15 protein-coding genes and 1 pseudogene are annotated in these 19,055 nt (G+C 40.5%); 9 read left to right on the top strand and 7 right to left on the bottom strand.

The window, feature by feature from the left end:
• The first annotated feature begins 38 nt into the window (after positions 1–38).
• The 8 genes and pseudogenes from OQZ33_RS23245 to OQZ33_RS23215 all read left to right on the top strand — a co-directional run bounded on the left by OQZ33_RS23245 (position 39) and on the right by OQZ33_RS23215 (position 11,580).
• Complete coding sequence (locus OQZ33_RS23245; RefSeq protein WP_265801913.1) at positions 39–563, top strand: hypothetical protein; 525 nt, start codon at positions 39–41, stop codon at positions 561–563.
• Positions 533–1,060, top strand: a pseudogene (locus OQZ33_RS24635) (hypothetical protein). Before OQZ33_RS23245 ends, OQZ33_RS24635 begins: the two are co-directional and overlap by 31 nt.
• A gap of 1,202 nt (positions 1,061–2,262) precedes the next feature.
• Positions 2,263–2,499, top strand: a complete 237-nt coding sequence (locus tag OQZ33_RS23240; protein ID WP_265801912.1) for a helix-turn-helix domain-containing protein — start codon at positions 2,263–2,265, stop codon at positions 2,497–2,499.
• Positions 2,500–2,805: 306 nt separating this feature from the next.
• Entirely contained in the window at positions 2,806–3,342 is a 537-nt protein-coding gene (locus OQZ33_RS23235; RefSeq protein ID WP_265801911.1) for an RNA polymerase sigma factor, read from the top strand.
• 42 nt (positions 3,343–3,384) lie between these two features.
• Complete coding sequence (locus OQZ33_RS23230) at positions 3,385–4,509, top strand: FecR family protein (protein ID WP_265801910.1); 1,125 nt, start codon at positions 3,385–3,387, stop codon at positions 4,507–4,509.
• A gap of 74 nt (positions 4,510–4,583) precedes the next feature.
• Positions 4,584–7,892 carry a TonB-dependent receptor gene (locus OQZ33_RS23225; RefSeq protein ID WP_265801909.1) on the top strand — a complete coding sequence of 1,103 codons (3,309 nt, stop codon included), beginning with the start codon at positions 4,584–4,586 and terminating at the stop codon, positions 7,890–7,892.
• Between the two features lie 11 nt (positions 7,893–7,903).
• Positions 7,904–9,583 carry a RagB/SusD family nutrient uptake outer membrane protein gene (locus tag OQZ33_RS23220; RefSeq protein WP_265801907.1) on the top strand — a complete coding sequence of 560 codons (1,680 nt, stop codon included), beginning with the start codon at positions 7,904–7,906 and terminating at the stop codon, positions 9,581–9,583.
• Positions 9,583–11,580, top strand: a complete 1,998-nt coding sequence (locus tag OQZ33_RS23215; protein ID WP_265801905.1) for an FAD-dependent oxidoreductase — start codon at positions 9,583–9,585, stop codon at positions 11,578–11,580. The genes OQZ33_RS23220 and OQZ33_RS23215 overlap by 1 nt, the downstream gene beginning before the upstream one ends.
• A 539-nt stretch (positions 11,581–12,119) precedes the next feature.
• Here the strand turns inward: OQZ33_RS23215 and OQZ33_RS23210 are convergent.
• Positions 12,120–13,661, bottom strand: a complete 1,542-nt coding sequence (locus OQZ33_RS23210; protein ID WP_265801904.1) for a Fic family protein — start codon at positions 13,659–13,661, stop codon at positions 12,120–12,122.
• Between the two features lie 545 nt (positions 13,662–14,206).
• Here OQZ33_RS23210 and OQZ33_RS23205 point away from each other — a divergent pair.
• Positions 14,207–14,335, top strand: a complete 129-nt coding sequence (locus tag OQZ33_RS23205) for a hypothetical protein (RefSeq protein ID WP_265801903.1) — start codon at positions 14,207–14,209, stop codon at positions 14,333–14,335.
• Between the two features lie 328 nt (positions 14,336–14,663).
• On the opposite strand, the gene OQZ33_RS23200 is transcribed toward OQZ33_RS23205, so the two are convergent.
• From OQZ33_RS23200 to OQZ33_RS23175, 6 genes are all read right to left on the bottom strand, one after another.
• A complete protein-coding gene (locus OQZ33_RS23200; RefSeq protein ID WP_265801902.1) occupies positions 14,664–15,290 on the bottom strand; it encodes a cupin domain-containing protein in 627 nt (208 codons plus the stop codon).
• A gap of 203 nt (positions 15,291–15,493) precedes the next feature.
• Positions 15,494–15,997, bottom strand: coding sequence for a hypothetical protein (locus OQZ33_RS23195; RefSeq protein WP_265801901.1), 504 nt, complete (start codon positions 15,995–15,997; stop codon positions 15,494–15,496).
• 153 nt (positions 15,998–16,150) lie between these two features.
• On the bottom strand, positions 16,151–17,038 hold the full coding sequence (locus OQZ33_RS23190; protein ID WP_265801900.1) for a hypothetical protein: 888 nt from the start codon (positions 17,036–17,038) through the stop codon (positions 16,151–16,153).
• A gap of 122 nt (positions 17,039–17,160) precedes the next feature.
• On the bottom strand, positions 17,161–17,883 hold the full coding sequence (locus OQZ33_RS23185; RefSeq protein WP_265801899.1) for a LytR/AlgR family response regulator transcription factor: 723 nt from the start codon (positions 17,881–17,883) through the stop codon (positions 17,161–17,163).
• Between the two features lie 301 nt (positions 17,884–18,184).
• The gene (locus OQZ33_RS23180; protein ID WP_265801897.1) at positions 18,185–18,823 is read right to left on the bottom strand and encodes a hypothetical protein; all 639 of its coding nucleotides are present in this window, start codon (positions 18,821–18,823) and stop codon (positions 18,185–18,187) included.
• Positions 18,824–18,867: 44 nt separating this feature from the next.
• Positions 18,868–19,055, bottom strand: a 188-nt coding sequence (locus tag OQZ33_RS23175) for an RCC1 domain-containing protein (protein WP_265801896.1), incomplete at its 5' end; no start/stop codon positions are given.

The following is a 19,055-nucleotide window of genomic DNA, read 5'->3' as shown; positions in this document are numbered from 1 at the left end:
TTGAAGTATGGGCTTAGCCAATTAAGTAACTTAAGATTTTGATTGAAGTAGATAAAGAAGGTATTATCCTTGAAAAGACGGATTGCCAGTTTGAAAACAAGGGTATTCTTAATCCCGCGACGATCCGATCACGGGAAGAGGTGTATATGTTTTACAGGGCCTTTGGTGAAGACAATATTTCCACGATCGGTTTCTGCAAGCTTAAGGGCCCTACAAGGGTGGTGTGGAGATCTCAAACTCCCTTGCTCACCCCTTTTGGAATGACTGAAGACAAAGGGATTGAAGATCTGAGAATTGTCCAGATAGAACGCCAATACCTGTTGACATATACTGCATATGACGGGTACAATGCATTGGGTGCATTAGCGACCTCTAATGATTTAAAAGTTTTTAAAAGAGGTGGAATAATTGTTCCTCAACTATCATTTGCTGAATTTCGAAAACTTGCAGAATGCTCTGGAAGTATTAATGATAAATATTCTAGGTTTGCACATGATAAATTAGAACACATTAACGAAACCCGGCTTCTGATTTGGGACAAAGACCTCATTTTTTTCCCCTAAGAATCAACGGGTTTTATATTCTCCACCGGATCAAGCCTGATATCCAGATTGCATCGGTGGAGAGCCTTTCCGAGCTGAATGCATCATTTTGGGAAAATTATCTCCAAAATTTTGAAAGGCATATTATGTTGTCACCAAAGTTGGACCATGAGGTATGTTATGTAGGTGGTGGGTGCCCTCCTATTGAAACGGAAAAAGGGTGGATTATAATTTATCACAGCGTGCATGATACTCCGAGTGGTTATGTTTACTGTGCCTGTGCCGCACTTTTTGATCTGGAAAACCCAGGAAAGGAAATTTCCTGATTACCCTACCCCCTTTTTAGTCCTGGGGAGGAGTGGGAAAAATCCGGCAAAGTCAATAACGTCTGCTTTCCTTCGGGAACTGCATCCTTTGGAGACCGTCTTTACATCTATTATGGTGCTGCAGATGAATGCATCGCATGCGCTTCAGTTAGCTTAACAGCATTGATTCGAGAATTATTGGCGCATGGATAGGATGATAATGATCATTTTCTAACACTTTGCTAACCTCAGCAAAAGCATAGTTTGTCGGCGTTTGGGGTACATGAAATGCTTAAAAAGATCTCCTAAGCTTGATGATATTTAGAGCATTAGCGTTCAAAAGTTGGTTAGGGGTTAAGGACGGAAATAATCATCTGTTAGAAAACATAACTTCACTAAGAGCATCTAATTAGTTTATGACAGTCATTTCCTTATCGGATGGTATTGCAGAAATTGCAACTAGCGGAGCATTTATAACACATTGGATATAACGTGAATAAACCGACATGATTAAACCTCTCGCTAATTCACTAACATACTAACAATCGAGAATTGATAGTAACAATATTTCCGGTTGCATGGGGTCAATCCACTCTGGTTTGTCCACCTATAGGGCTACAGATACAAATTTTCATCTCCATATTTTTTATGACAAGCCTCTATTCTGTGAATCGTGTCTTCAAAATCAGTATGGAAGTTAGATTTACGTACGGTTGACTATACTGATTAAAAGCTCATCGAAAGATGGGCTTTTTTTTGTTTAGAGGAAGTTTATAACAGTCTTTAAAGCAACCATAAGCGTTTGAATAAACGAATATATTTAAGTTAGGTTACTTGCCAAAAAACAGTATTACTGTTATTGCTTGGCAGCATTGATGATGTTTTTAAAAACCTGCTAAAAAAGTACCATGTCCACTTGTATTGTCATAGTGGAAAACTAGATTTCATTTTCAATGACCAGTGGATGGCGTGTAAGTCTGGCCAGTTTTTATTCTGGTTTGCCGATAGCAGCTGGGATGTAAAGGAAGTATCTGAAGATTTTAAGGCTACGGGGTTTTACTGGTAGAAAAAAAAATCCTGATAGATAATATTCCCGATCAGGGTTGGGGCATCAATGCTCAGCTTCATTCCAGGGTACACCCGGTTAAAGACATTAACGCCGAAGCCGAAAAAGAAAAAATATTAAATAATTTCAGTTGGCTATTTTCCCGCTTCCAGGAAACTAATCACCGCTTCTATGAGGAAGCGCTTAAATTACAGATGCGTCTATTTATCTTAAAAATGTGGCATAGCTTTGCAAACGAATATGAACGTCGCCGCCACATTTTGCAAACCGGAACGTTATACGAACAGTTTATAAACTTACTGAGCAACATTGCCTCACTATAAGGGAAGTACAGTTTTACGCTAATGAATTGAACATTACTCCAAAATACCTAAACCACCTTTGTAAAATCCACTCGGATCGCACCGCTTCCGATTGGACACATGGTCACGCTAAAGAAAGAATCATTCTGTTATTACAAGACAGGCATCTGAATATAGCCGAAATCGCCGAAGAAATGCAGTTCAGCAGCACTTCTTTCTTTACACGCTACGTTAAGAAATTATTGGGACAAACGCTAACTGACTTTAGGAAAAGATTAGGTTAGCCTGATGATATTTTCTCCTGTTGATAAATCTTTATGCTTTAATTCTATATACATAATACTCTATTTTCGCTTTTTTATAGAGATTCGATGTATGTATTCCGGCGGTTAACTCTACTGATTAAGACTCATCGAAAAATGAGCTTACGGGATCCTAGCGAGACGCTATGACCAGAATGTCTTAGCGAGACGTACGACCAGAATGATTATATCTTTTCTTTAACAATGCAGCATTTCCACTCGCGCCACCCCTTTCTTGTTTTTCTGAATCTCAAAGTTTATATTTATCACCTGCTTTAATCTATATTAATGGAGATTCCTGACCAAATATTATTGAATGACCTCAAGAGTGGCAAGAAAACTGCCTACGAACAGGTATTTAAAAAATATTACAAACCACTCGCGTTAAAAGCATATTTAATGCTGGAAGACGAGATGGAGGCTGAAGATCTGGTTCAGAACCTGTTTATTTCCATGTGGCAAAAATCACACTACCAGTCTGTAAACAGTTCGCTTAAAGCTTACCTTTTCAGGGCTGTTCATAATCAATGCCTAATGAGTTTAAGGGCAAGAAAAGTTACACAGCAAAAATTGGATGAATACACCGAAAGGATAAATCTGGGAGAAGATATTGAACCAGCAGAGCAAACCTGCAGCGAAAACACCATTAACCTAGCCCTTAACGAGCTTCCCGCCCAGCGTCAGAAAGCATTTAAGCTGGTTTACATGGAAAATAAAAAATATAAAGATGCTGCCGATGAAATGGGACTTTCGGTTAATTCAATAAAGACACATCTGAAGCTTGCGGTTAAGATGTTACAGGAAAAATTAATCACTTTCAGATGAGCGTTCACCTAATGATACCATAACTGCATCTATAAATAAGAGATGGAATATAACGAGGATTTTATAAAGGGGCTTTTATTTGAAAAAATTGCAGGCACGATAAGTGAAGGCGATGACTTTATTGCTGAAAAAGCAATTCAGACAGACCCTGATGCCAGGAAATTCTGGGAAGAGCTGAAAACTAAAATGAAAAGGCCTTGTGCGGAATCATTTCTTTCCGGTATCGATGAAACTAAAGCATGGGCAAATATCGAACCCGGGCTTTCTGAAATACCAGTCAGATCCTTTTATGAACGGAACCGGCGATACATTAGCGCCGCGGCAATGCTGCTTATCGGGCTGCCATTGATCTGGTATTTTTTTGCTAGACAGGAGTTAATACATCAAGAGAAAAACACAGTACATCAACAGGTGTACCTGAAAACCGATAATGGTAAGATTATCGAACTTAATGCTGATCGAACCATAAACATGGATGGTGCAACAGTACATACAAAACAAAAAGAATTAAGTTACGCCCCGACAGAAACTGGTAATAAAGATTGGGCAACCCTGCATGTACCACCAACTAAAGATTACAAGATTACCCTGCCCGATGGAACAGCAGTCTGGATGAATTCTACTTCCAGCCTGCGTTTCCCCTATAGCTTTGATAAAAAGACAAGGGAAGTCTATTTAACAGGCGAAGCTTATTTTGATGTAGCCCATAACCCAAATCTTGAATTTATTGTACATACCGATTTTGCCGACATTAAGGTTCATGGTACTTCTTTCAATGTGAATGCTTATGATTTAAAAACCTTTGCGACATCCCTGGTAACCGGATCAGTTTCGGCCGTAAAAGGAAGTGAAACCGTTAAATTAAAGCCAAACCAACAGGTAAGCAACAGCAATGATAAACTTATCATCAAAACGTTTGACCCTCAAGAGGTCCTTTCCTGGCGAAACGGCACCTATTATTTTCATAACCAGTCTCTGGCCGAAATTGCACAGGTACTCAGCCGTTGGTATGATGTAAAAATCAACTGGAAATCCCCTGCTGTATCCGAACAGAACTTTACCGGGGAAATCGACAAGAAGCTTCCCCTGGGTGTAGTACTATCAAATTTAGAATTATCTTCAGGCATAAAGACTAAACTGGAAAGCGGGATATTGACTTTCAGATAAAAATTTTCAGGTTCCGTTCACCCATTCTGGTTACAGTTGCATCTTAAGGGAAACCGATATAAACTTTAACTGTTATGAACAAAAAATTTACCCGAACGGGCCGGATTTCATTGCCGTTTTTTTTCATGATGCTGTTCACCCTCATTACAGGTGCAAGTCCCCAGGCACCCGGAAAGATCAGCATAGAAGGCAAAAACATCTCCATTGCTTCTGTATTCAGAACAATCAAAAAACAAACAGGCCTCACTGTTTTCTACAGCAACAAGCTGCTTAACGATTCAGAAAAAATTTCTGTTAACTTTAAACAGGCAGAACTTCCCGAAGTAATGAACCTGACTCTAAAAGGGAAAAAGCTCGATTGGGTTTTAAAGGAGAATTACATTGTACTGCAAAAAGCTGCATCTATCGAAAAGGCCGAGGAACGTATTCAAATTAAGCCCAGCCTGGAACAAAAAAAAGAAGATAGAACTGGTATTGTTACCGATGAAACCGGAAAACCGGCTCCAGGGGTAAGTGTAAAGATAAAAGGCCGTAATGGCGGATCAGTGACCGATGTAAACGGTCAGTATAAGATTGATGCTAATGCAGGAGATATCCTGGTATTTTCATATATAGGCTTTGCAGTACAGGAAATACTTGTTGGAGCGGAAAGCCGGATAAACGTTAAACTCCTGCCCCTTGATGAAAACCTGAACGATGTCGTGATTGTGGGCTACGGCACTCAGAAAAAGGTAAACCTTACCGGGGCGGTTTCACAGATTTCGGGTAAAGACATTGCTGCGCGGCCAATGGGACAAACATCCGCTTCGCTACAGGGAATGGCACCCGGGGTTACCGTAAGGCAGAGTTCCGGAAGACCGGGAGGCGATGGCGGTACCATCAGGATAAGGGGAGTCGGCACCTTAGTTGATCCCAATCCGCTGGTCATGATCGATGGAATTGAAGGCTCGATGAACAATATTGACCCCAATTTGATTGAGTCTATATCCATTTTAAAAGATGCAGCTTCCGCCTCCATTTATGGCTCAAGGGCAGCAAACGGGGTAATTCTGATCACCACAAAAAGAGCTGTTGGCGATCAGATCAACGTATCTTACAATAACTATATCGGCTGGCAGGAGGCAACCAATATGCCCAAGCTTGTTGATGCATTAGACCATATGCTGCTAACCAATGAAGCTTATATGAACACCGGACGCACGCCGTTATATTCTGAAGCGCTTATACAAAAATATCGTGAACAGGGTGGGGTCAGTTCCGATCTGTACCCCAATACCGATTGGCAAAAAGAAACCTTAACCGGTTCAGGCTTACAGCAAAGCCATTTCCTGACCATCATGGGTGGAACCCAAAAAGTAAAACTGCTGGGCTCGTTCGGACTTTTTGATCAGAAAGGAATTATTGAAAACTCAGGCTTTAAACGCTATACTATACGGAACAATGCGGACATAACGTTTTCGGAAAAATTGAAGGCCAGAATAGACCTGCAGTTTGTGAATGCCATCACCACTGACCCCGCAGCAGCATCGAGCGAAATTTTTCAGTGGATGAATGGAATTCCTGCTAATCAGATAGGTATAAACCAGAGCGGCCAGTGGGGTGTTGGATGGAATGGTTCCAATCCGATTTCGGCAGCTAGAGACGGTGGTACCAACCGGACGAGAGGCCCTTTTGGTAGCCTTAATGCCACGCTGAACTATAAACCTGTAGAATGGCTGGAAGCCGAGGCTGCTTATTCACCGAAATATGCCTTATCCTCATCAAAAAATTTCAGGAAAGCAATCCAATCTTACTTGCCAAACGGTGCCCCAAGTTTCCTCACCCCTGCCCTGACATCACTCTCGCAAAATAAAAGTGAATCATTTTATAACAATATGCGCGCTACAGTAACGGCCTCAAAAACATTTGGAGACCACAGTTTAAAACTTTTGGCCGGGGCATCAAGGGAGGATTATTTCAATGAATGGACTACCGCCTTTCGCGACACCTACATATTACCTGATTACCCAGTGCTAAATGCTGGTTCGGCCCTAAATCAGCAAGCCACAGGCAGTGAAGAAGAATGGGCATTACAATCGCTTTTCAGCAGGTTCAATTATGTATATAAAAACAAATATCTGCTGGAGGTGAATGCCCGTTATGATGGTTCTTCACGCTTTTCATCCGGAAATAAATACGGCTTTTTCCCATCTGCATCGGCAGGCTGGCGCATCTCGGAGGAAAATTTTATGGCTGGCTTAAAAAACGTAGTTAACGAAGCCAAACTAAGACTTTCATGGGGAAGGTTGGGTAATCAGAACATTGGTACCTACCCCTCCGTTACTACAATCTTACTTGAATCCTATACCCTTGGAAAACAGATTGTAAATACTGCTGCATTAAATACGCTGGCCAACAAGATGATTTCCTGGGAAACCACAGAAGAAAAAAATATCGGTATCGATCTCACTTTGTTCAACAACCTGAGCATAACCGCAGATTATTACAGAAGGAGAACAAGCGATATCCTGCTTCAGTTGGATATTCCGTTAATAGTTGGTGTTGCTAAGCCCTTTCAGAATGCCGGAATTGTTGATAATAAGGGCTGGGAACTTGGACTTGCTTACAAAGGAAAAATAAATGATTTTAATTATAACGTCAGCTTCAATATTTCAGATGTAAAAAACACCATTGTGGATACCAAAGGCGTTAACCAGACCGGGCTGACTGTAAACCGTGAAGGTTATTCAATCGGTTCTCTTTTTGGTTACCAGGCCGAGGGACTCTTTGCTTCTGATGCAGAGGTTGCCGCCCACGCCAAACAGTTTGGTACGGTAAAGGCCGGAGACATCCGCTATAAAGATCAAAACGGCGATAACCTGATCAATGAGGCCGATAAAATGGTTATCGGCAGCACCGTACCAAGGCTCACTTATGCATCAAACTTAAGCGGCTCTTACAAAGGTTTTGATCTTTCCGTGTTAATTCAAGGCGTTGGTAAAGCAAACGGCTATCTTGCAGGCCCTGGTATCTTACCATTCAATGTTGGGGGCGCAATTGGCGGAACCATAAGGGAGGATAACAAAGACCGATGGACACCAGATAATCCCAATGCCAAATATCCACGCCTTGCCTTCGGTGAAACCAATAACGAACAGGTTTCTACCTTCTTTTTAAAAAACGCATCCTATCTAAGGATAAAAAATGTCCAGGTTGGTTATACTTTGCCCGTTGGCATTGCCCAGAAAATGGCACTTAAAAGGCTCCGCGTTTTTGCAAACGGATCCAATTTATCTTCATTCGACAGATTCTGGGAAGGGTATGATGTAGAAGCGCCGGTTGGTGCTGGGAATATATACCCCCAGGTTAAGGTTTATAGTTTCGGTTTAGAAGCCACTTTTTAAAAACAGAACAGATGAAAACTAAGATATACAATTTAATGCTCGTGCTTTTATGCACTGCCCTATTTTCCTGTCAAAAAGATTACCTGGACAAAAGCCCCTTAAGCGGCCCTTCAGACGAATCATTTTTCAGCAACCAAGATGAACTTATATTGGCAGTAAACGGCCTTTACCGCTATGGAAGTTATGCCCCTTTAGATAACATGCCTCTTAACCTGCTTACCGACAATGGCACGGATATCGGCTGGGATCGAAATAATAGTGCACTACAGAGTCTGGGCAAGGGCAACCAGGATAGCAATAACGGTTTTTCCTTAAGCGTATGGACCGAGGGCTACAAAGTAATTGCCAAGTGTAATTTCATTTTAGATAATATCGATAAAGTAAAAGATAAGGCCACTGCCGCCATCTACAACAGAAGTAAAGCTGAAGCACGTTTTATGCGTGCCTACACTTACCAGTACCTTATTGATTATTTTGGGAGCGTACCCCTGGTTACCAAAACTTTGACACTCGAAGACTCACAACTACCTAAAACGCCAAAGGCCGAGGTACTGAGCTTCGTACTCAAAGAACTGACTGAATCAGCTGCTGATCTCCCTGTTAGCTATGGCGCTGCAGATGTGGGAAGGGCAACCAGGGGTGCCGCGCTGGGAATTAAAGCCAGAGTTGCCCTGAACAATGAGAAATGGGCGGAAGCCGCAGAAGCTGCAAAAGCAGTTATGGACCTGAAAGTTTATAGCCTGCACAATAATTTCGGCACACTGTTTTCTTACGCCGGACAAAATTCACCTGAAATTATATGGGCTTTTCAATACCTGAAAGCCTCAAAAACAAAAATGCATTCCACCCCCAATAACCTGGTGTCGCGCAATGGTTTGGGGTTCACCAATAAGGTACCGTCTCAATCTCTTGTCGATGCCTATACATGCACAGACGGGCTCAATATTGACAAGTCTCCCCTGTACGACCCTACATCTCCATATAAAAACAGAGATCCCCGGCTTGGCTTTACAATTGCAGTCCCCGGTTCTATATTTTACAACTACCAGTTTGAAACACACCGAGACAGCGTAAAATGCTGGAACTACAATACCACACCAGCTACACGTGTAGATAACCAGGATGCCCTGAATGCTTTCGCCACGTTTACCGGTTACTGCTGGAAAAAATATGTCGATCTGGAAGATAAGGCCGACCGGACAAATTCAGAACTCAACGTAATCCAGATCAGATATGCAGAGATACTGTTAATTTATGCGGAAGCAAAAAATGAACTCGGACAGCTGGACCAGTCTGTTTATGACGCCATAAACCTGGTAAGAACACGGCCGAGCGTTAACATGCCGCTTATCACGACAGGAAAAACAATAGCGGAATTCAGAAGCTTGGTTCGTAAAGAACGGATGTATGAACTAGCAATGGAAGGATTCAGGCTTTCTGATTTGCGGAGGTGGAAAATTGCCGATAAGGCGATGACCGGAAACTTTTATGGCAGGGTTCAAAAAGGATTGCTGGTTGCCGCACCACAAATTGATGTAAATGGCCTGGCCGATTACAGCGCTGTACCAAACCGGGTAGATCTTAGGATAATCGAAGTCCGCGTTTTCGATACCGGAAGAGATTACCTTTGGCCTATTCCAAATATTGAGACTGTTACCAATCCGAAACTCATTCAAAACCCCAAATACTAATGTTGAAACATACCTTTCTATACACCATGCTGCTAATGGTATGCGCTTTAACAAATCTTAAGGCGCAAACCTCATTGTATAAAAATTATGACATCTGCATTTATGGGGGAACCTCTTCGGGTGTTATAGCAGCTTACACGGCCGCCAGATCGGGGAAATCTGTTCTTTTGATCGAGCCCGGAAAAAATTTGGGTGGTATGAGTTCGGGCGGGCTCGGTTTAACAGATATTGGAAATAAATATGCCATCAGCGGACTTGCCCTGGATTTTTACCGGAGAATAGGCAAACATTACGGTAAGTTTGAGCAATGGATTTTTGAACCTCATGTGGCCGAAAACCTCTTTAACGAATACATCAAAAAAGCAAGGGTACCTGTTCTATACGAAAACCGGATTACAGGTGTGGAAAAGAATGGAAGTAGCATAACTGCCATTACTCTGGAAAATCCTGCAAATAAAAGTAAGGGAAGCGTAAAAGCTAAAGTATTTATCGACTGCTCATACGAGGGTGATCTGATGGCTAAAGCAGGGGTTTCCTACACCGTTGGGCGCGAAGCAAACAGCACCTATAATGAAACCTTCAATGGTGTACAGCTGATGAACGGCCACCAGCTCCCCGAAGGCATAGACCCTTATAAAATTAGAGGAGATGCATCCAGCGGACTGCTCTGGGGGATTAATCCAGGAAAACTGTTAGAAAAAGGCAGCGGAGATAAAAAGGTGCAGGCTTATAATTTCAGGATCTGCCTTACCAACAATCCTTCTAACCTAATCCCGATTACCAAACCTGAGGACTATGAACCTGAACGCTACGAACTGCTCATCAGACAGATGGAAAAAAGGAACTGGAAGTCCCTACAGGATGTTTTTATCTGGAGCGGGATGCCCAATCAAAAGACAGATATCAACAACAGGAACGGATTTTCAACCGATATGATCGGGATGAACTGGGACTACCCTGATGCAGACTATACAAAACGCGAACAGATCTGGACAGCCCATACCAATTATACAAAGGGACTGCTTTATTTCGTCGGTCACGATTCCCGGATTCCGGAACACATCCGGAAAGAAATCAGCCAATGGGGCTACCCTAAAGATGAATATACAAACAACGGCAACTGGTCCCCTCAGCTCTACGTAAGGGAAGCACGAAGAATGGTTGGCGCGCTTGTAATGACACAGCACCATTGTCAGGGCAGGGAAGTTGTAACGGATGGGGTCGGGATGGCGGCCTATACAATGGATTCGCACAATTGCGAGAGGCTGGTTGTTAACGGCATGGTCAAAAATGAAGGCAATGTAGAAGAAGGCGGATTTGGTCCATACCCTATTTCCTACCGTGCAATCATACCAAAGGAAAGCGAAGTTTCAAATCTAATTGTCCCGGTTTGTCTTTCTGCTACGCACATCGCTTACGGTTCCATCCGGATGGAACCGGTTTTCATGGTGCTTGGACAATCTTCAGCAATGGCGGCCGTACAGACGATAGACCGTAAGCTTTCTGTACAAAAAATCGACGTCGCCCTCCTTCAGCGACAATTAAAAAGTGACCCACTGGCTGACGGAAGCACGCCCGATATACTGATCGACAACAGCGATACCGATAAAGTACAGGTAAAAGGCAACTGGACGAAAAAAAGCCGCGGAGGCTTTGGCCCTGATTATTTTGAGGCTTCCCAAGATACAGATACCGCTAAATTTATACGTTATATGCCCGGTTCAAAAACCAGTGGAAAGTATGATCTGTACACCTATTACCCAAAACTTGAGGCGACCGATGCAGAAACCAGCATAACAATATTTGATGGTAAGAAAAGCAATACCACAATGATTAAAGGCGCAGAGGTTAAGGTAGTTGGTCAAACCTCAGGTGAATGGGTACACCTTGGACGCTATACATTTACCGGAAAGGGAAAGCCTTACATTGAAATCAGGGCTAATGGACAGAAAGTGGTTGCCGATGCGGTATTGCTGGTAGCTTCACCCAGGGAATAAGTTTATAGTATTATAATAACATTAAGAATTACAGAATTATCACTCTTAATGTTCAGTGTCCGGTAATGGATATTAATTAAAAGCTCATCGAAAGATGGGCTTTTGTTGTTTAGATCTATCTAAAATTAGTTGAGTTGGGTCTTAGCGGGATGCTACGACCAGAATGAGTCTGAGTTTATTTAGCCAGAGTTTCGATGATCAATCTAAGCTTTTTACGACTGAAATATTGGCAAAAATACCTATAACTGGGTATTTTTAAGTTTGTAGGATTTGTTGACTTTAGCAAAAGGATTGAATTAGTAATTTAACTACATTACAATAATAAAACCTACGAATTCGAAATTAAACTCAACTAAAAACGACCACAGTTCAACAAAATTTTATGAAATACGTTCTAATTTTGCTAGCAAAGCGAAATAGGGTGTTATTTTAAATGAGGAACGCGCGGCCATTTTTGCCGAAATGCCCACTTTAGCCGCATTAAATGCAAAGAAATACTATTTATTTATCACTTTAACTTGAAGGCATCAAGTCAGTTATTAGCGCCCAATACGACGTTGAGGCGTTTGATCCTCCTCCTCGCTTTCCCATGGTATCCGCTGAGATTTAACGATTTGAAGGATGTAATCTTCCCCTTCTTTAAAAGCATTGCTTTCAGTTAAAACATTTTGCATTCGATCCATATCCTCACCGTTGATAGTTACGCTAAACAGCCGAGCACGTTGAAGCATCCTAATATATGTATCGGGCTCTTGTCTGCGTGTCAACTGTCTTAATCCCCCTAGATAGTCTTCCCTATATACTGTAGGAATAATAATTTTAGACTGTCCCACGCTTGCCAACTCTGCGTTCATCATCACTCTTGCTATCCTACCATTTCCATCTAAGAAAGGATGTACTTCACTGATCATAAACATCATATAAGCGGCCCTCGCGAAAGAGCTTTGCAGCCCTCTGTAAAAATCAAACCCCTGTGTGAGTGTTCCCCTTACCAGTTTATGATCAACGAATTCGGTATCATCAGCACGGTTATTTTTATCCTTAAATTCTCCTGGATTTTTGTGCGGACGAGCGCTGAGTATAATCTTGTGTCTATATTGCAGGATTTGGAGCAAATGATCCGGATTTTCAGGAGTGATACTCATTTCTGATTTGTTACTAACGATTTGGTAAGTACCCAGAACATCATGCGAATCTTCGTCTCTGGCCGGAAGCGGCTTCCCTGTCTCGACGATTTGCTTGGCTTCCTCAATTTTGAACTTAGTGCCTTCAATAAAATTGGAAAAATACGCTTCAAAAAAAGCAAAATTACGGAATGCCTTAATAGAAGTATTTACTTCCGGGATGTCAGCAAACTCCCTTTGTTGCAATTCTACAAACAATTTTTCAAAAAGGGACAAACGCAATGGATCGTAAGGATGGCCAAATGCCCTTGCAATTGCGACTGGTGAGGTCAAAAAATCAGAAGGCTTTGTGGTCAGCATAGCACTGACCATCCTATTTAGCTTTTCAAATTCCTTTTCCATATCCAGTTCAACACTGATCTCTCTTGCCCTGTCTCTCAAAGCATTCAGACCTTCTTCACCTTTTATTCTGACTACCTGATCAAGACGTTCCTCAATTTCAGGTAAAGCGAGTGCTTTTGATGTTGCCCCAACCTTCTTACTTGACTGGAGATTTTCAAGCAATGCCCTTTCCTGTTGGGAAACATGAAGCTGTCCGCTAAAAACATTATCCCCTGATAAAATGCCAGGCCCTTTCATAATATTAAGGATCACTCCTGGTAATTCTATCTTTCTGTTATGGGAACTAGTAAGAAAAAGATCCCCGGTTGAGGTAGGTTTATATTCTAAAGCGGAACGGTGACTTAAGATAGTCCCAGGATATAATTGACCTATGATCTTAAAAATATTGCGCCTGATGATTTCAGCTGGATCTTCATCAAAATTTGGAGTATAAATCCTCGGAGCGATCTTTCTAAGCTCACCACTTTTGGTCAGTTTGCCGATCGATCGGCTGATCTCTGGATTACTTGAAGAAAAAATAACTTCCTGAAGATGTAGTGGTATTGTATTATCCATAGATTTAATTACAAAATTTTCTTACTAGACGATTCAAAATGTAGCATTAACACAAATTTTTCATACTATAAAAGCAGTTTCTACAAAAAATCATAAATGGATTTTTACAAATTTTTCGAGTAAAAAACCGATACAACTATGTATATCACAAATTTCTCATAACATAATAACTAAAATTACAAATTTTTCATATTATAACCTAAACTAAGGAAAAATGAAGAAGCAAAATTACCTTGACTCATTTAGATTTTATAATAACATATCTAGGTATAACTTCTTCTTTCGATATTCACCCTTACCACGATTATTAACCAAATTCTCGAAATTCACAATGCTCATAAAAGTTCGACATATTGCCGCTTGACTCTACCGAGACGGCAAAAAGCCTTGAAGTTCGAACCTTTTCTTTGAAAGGAGCTCAAATTCAAGGCTTTTTCTTTTTATCATGTTTTCTCAAAAAAAGAAAAAAAATATTCATAAATGCTGTATGGACTTTTCATCTGGTTATTCCAGATACGAAGGTTATCAGGGGTAAATGGGGATTTATGAAAGTACCTGGTAGCATTGATGGTTACGAACTTAAAGACCTTTATCTGGCACCAGTGACTGGTCATGACAAACGTATTTCTGTTAACGGAGAGATTCGTAAAGCTATTGGCAAAAAAAGGTGGTGATGAAATAATGGTGACCTTATATAAAACCTCCTATAACCATCTTACCCAGAAAGATTATGTAAAAGACTGCTTTAAGGATGCTGATGTGTATACATTAAGAATTGTGTAAGTAGAATTTACAAATGGATCGCCCAAATTATTCACTGGGTATTTTAAAAATGTCATTATTTCTTCGAAATCAAAATCCTTCGAAACCAATTCTAAAATGCCTTTTGCGCAATAACTTCTGCTTCTTTCAGGCACAACCCTAGGGGTCAATTTAAAATTGGCGAAAGGGGATCAAATTTATTGACATATGCATGAAAGCACAATCTCCTGAATAATTGTATTACGGTTTTAATTTTTTTAGTGCGGATTCAACATCAATAGGAGGGCCTACAAAGGCATTATTGGCGAAAAGCAGTTTCAAGTCATCTTTAGAGAAAAGTTTACCCATCTGCTCTTCATCCATATATCCATGATGACAGAATACATCATAAAATTTTTCTAGTTCAGCGGAAATAGGTTGGTGAATGGTAAGCAATTCCCCTGGATTATCGACAATAGGATTGGCAAATGTGTGTGCGGTTCCCCTTGGTATAAAAACAGTATCTCCCTCCTTGATTAGAGATATGTCTTTATCAATTTGAATTAAAAATTCTCCCGAAACAACATAGAATATTTCATCGTCTTTGTGATGTATGTGCAATGCCGGACCGCCCGTTTCATTGTTAGATAAATCAGCACCAGCGCTTAAATACAATTTATTATCCGTATCAACGCCGGATATCATACAACGCCCATAAGTACCTTTTGAAGAGGTCTTCTTTCCGAAAAACCTGCTTTCACCTGCGCTGACAATAAAGCCCTTCCCCGGCTTTACACCTAAATCTTTTATAGTCAGAAAATTCAGCTTTGCCAAAGCGGTAAATGGCACCGCTAGCAATGATGCTAGAAGAAATTTACGTCGTTCCATGAGATGTTCTTATTTGTGATATTGATGTTTCCGTTTGTTTAATATTCAATCTTATTAACTTAAACCTTATTTATCGATAACGGCCTAGCTCTTTTCCGGATAACAGGTAAGCTCAATTTTCTATCCAGTGCAGCTATGCCTTTTACAATTTTTGGTCTCCGAACGATATTTTACGTTCACTGACTTCCGGGATGATCTTATGCTTACGGTCTGAAGTCTTTTTTGAATTCTATTCGGTATGCTACACCATTTTCAAAACCTAAATTCGTAATGGAAGTAGGCCCCTCGGGTTTGATTAACTGGCCAATGTCTACAGGCATTTCATTAATTTTCAAGCTGTCTGATTTAATCAGTCCCCCATTCCCATCTTTCTTATAATTATTTATTTGACAGGGAATAATTGGCTTTGCAATCCACATAATGCTTTTCCATTTATGGGTATGAATTGGCTCTGATTTTTTTCCATCCAGAATTACTGCCAAGACTCTGACGTTATCGTCTTCATATACCACCCTATGGTTATCCGGCGCAGCTTTTATTGCATCCAAGCTGTCGGGCCAGTCCCACTTTGCAGAACGGGAAGAACTATCAATTGTTTTTGGCTTGGTACCGATACTTTGCTGCCTGATTTTGTCAAAATATTTTGTTAAACCAAAGCCCAAAAGTATACCAAGAAAAAGTCCGGCAAGTAATTGTTTAATTTTCATAGCATTGTTTTTTGTTTTTTGTTATTGAATCTTCCGGTAGGCTTTTGGCCAACTTTTTTTAGCTTGGGGTTAGAACTGAAAAACAAGGCACACACTTTCCCGATATACCTTTGGAAAAGGCCGGGTTTATGTTTGACGTTTAATCGAAGATTTTTATTTCTTCCAATTGGCTATGGCTTGATCCAAAGCGGGATGAGCTGTCTTTAGTAAATTTATTAGTTCCAGATCGCTGAGTTTCTGCTTATGGCTCAACAATGCACCCCATAGGTTGTTCATAGCGGCCAAGCCCCCCGAATCATAGATTTGCCCGGCTACAACGTGAAAACGACATTGATACCAACCATAATTGTCGGGATTTTTCTGCGCAATGTCATTGTAATATATTTCAAAATCCTCAAGACTTGTATATTTCAATCTTTCCAAAGGAAATCCTGCGACGGTCACCTGTGGAAATACCGTGAGCGAGGGTATAAGCCTGGGATTTTTTTCGGCAATGAACGTATGAAGCATTACATTGCAAAGCAACTCACTTAACCAATTGCGTTGTCCTAACATTCCTGCAGCTTTTTGGAACGCATGTCCCAATTCATGAACAGCAAGAAGATCAAAAAAATCTGTTAAGTTAACTTGTCCATTTTTATCCAGGTAGGTGGCTCTCAATTTTCTAACCTGTGCTTCTGGAAGTTTGTCGACTGGTGGTGTATTTCTTTTCCAGAAGTCGTTATTTTCAGAGGCAACCACCAGCCTGCCATCCTGCAGATAGTGAGGGATGCCGTAAATGGCATTGGGATGAGCATAAATTTTCCAGTCTGATGGGGAGAGCACCAACAAAGTATAATCTGGGTGAACTTTTAATTTCTTTTCAAAATAGATCTCAGCTTTGGCAACATTATCTAAAATTTTCCTTGCCCGTTCTCCCGCACTTGCACTAAAATATACTTTTTGGCTTACTCCATTCATTTTTTGGAGACCATTGTAGGCCTGCGAGAAAACCATTTTGGTTAATAATAACAGCGTTAAAAAAACGATATTTTTTTTCATGTCTTTTTTATTAATGTTTGAACAATTAGCCAGGAAATTAATCTTTGCTTTTTTAATTGTCAATGAATTTGTTTTTTAGCTCAGCACTAGCACCCTGTTTGATTTTTCTCCTTTCGTTTAAATCAGAACAACTTTTGCAGTAAAGCTTCTTTTCTTTGGGCAGATACTTCTACTTCCGAGCCGTCCGAGAGTTCTAGAGTTCCTCCGTCTCCTTTCCGGTATTTAACGACATAAGTTAAATTGATGATCATCGAACGACTGATACGGGTAAAAAACTCATCATCCAATATGCTTTCAAATTCTTTTAAGGTTTTGGAAACCACTATTTTTTTGCTGCCTGCCAATATAAATACACTATAGTTACTCATGGCTTCAATCCGGATAATTAGAGTCTTATCTACAATATAGATGCCTTCGGCAGTAGTCAGCGCTAGCCGATTGCTATTGATTTTTTCTTTTTTTAAAGACTTGTAGTTAGATTTTTCCGCCACACGTTTTCTTAACCTGGTAACGGCAGTTTTCAGTTCCTCCTCATCAACTGGTTTAAGCAAATAATCTACAGCACTTAACCGGAGTGCCTCAAGGGTGTAGCTATCATATGCGGTAGTAAAAATGACCTCAAAATCGAAGCTGCCCAAACGCTCTAAAAATTGAAAACCATTTATTTCCGGCATTTCGACGTCTAAAAAAAGTACGTCCGGTTTAAGCTCAAGAATAGCATTTAAAGCCTTAGCCGGCTGATTGAAAATGCCAACCACCTGTAACTCATCTTCAAAAAATCCGAGCTTTTGACTGAGCAGTTTACTCCCCTTAATCTCGTCATCCAATATTGCGGCTTTCAACATGTTTTTTTATTAAATTTCGTTTATTAATTTGGGCTAAACAAATAAAAATTAAGCTGTTAAAACTGATCTAGGTATTTAAAAAAATTGAAGGCTTTGAGTTTATCTTCCCCCATATTTCTGCAAAAAAATTCCACTTATGAGTGCTAAACCTATAGGGTCATGCATGTGACCAATAGGTCTATGCTGGTTTAATGTGCATCGCGGTTTCAAATTTACTTGGTCTATCCACCTCAAATGAACGACAGGGAAGGCCTGGCAAACTGTTTTTTCTTCAGATTAAGTGATCTATTTAGCGAAAATGTTATAGACCTTCAATTCTTATTGACGTTTTATTTTTTTTAGGAGGAATGGGTTGTGGATTCAGAATTACTTTGTCTTTTGGATAAATCTTTACAGGTCCTAATTTTTGATCAGGTATTTTATCGGTGATGGGTCGCTGCGGAATAAGATGAGTTGTAGGGGTTTGATCCAGAGCTTTGTTATGTATTGCGGGCGGACCAACACGGTTAATTATAGTATACCAAAATAAAGATTTTTTTCCCATATATTCCTGGTAAACATTTAGCCGATAAATTGTTTTTCCTTCAACCATCTTCTTACCAGGTATATGGTAGGGTTTAGGTTCGATATATAGATTTGTAATGCTCCATTTACCGCCATTTCCAATATTTACCGCCAGCGTTCTTTTATTCCCATATCTTTTTTGGTCGCCTTCCATGTTGTAAGCCATCATTATTTCGGCCTTCACCGATGCAGAAACTTTATTCGGCCAAACGGCGCCTGGTATTTCAGAGAATGGAACGCCTACTATATCAAAGGGAAAGCTTACTGTCATTTGCGTGCCTGTTGGCACCCCTACCACTTGTGGTATGGTGAGTTGTTGCGCGAAGCCTATGTAACTTAAACTCATTAAAACGATTTGAAAAAAGTATTTTTTCATGATAGATAATGTTAAATTGTTTGTGAAAAGCAGGTGTAAATTGACTACAGCTTTATCTCCGTAAAACTGTTTTTGGCTATAGTTGTGCCGTCACCCAGCTGCCCTGAACTGTTTAAACCGGTAACCCAAACTGTATTGTCATTTTTTATAATCAGACTGTGCTGATGACGCGTTTTAACTTCCCTTACATCCATCATTACTTGTTTAAAGGTTCTGACACTGGTAGTGGTAG

It is taken from the genome of Pedobacter sp. MC2016-05, assembly GCF_026239735.1.
Lineage (GTDB): Bacteria > Bacteroidota > Bacteroidia > Sphingobacteriales > Sphingobacteriaceae > Pedobacter.
This window is presented reverse-complemented; position numbering and strand designations above follow the sequence as displayed.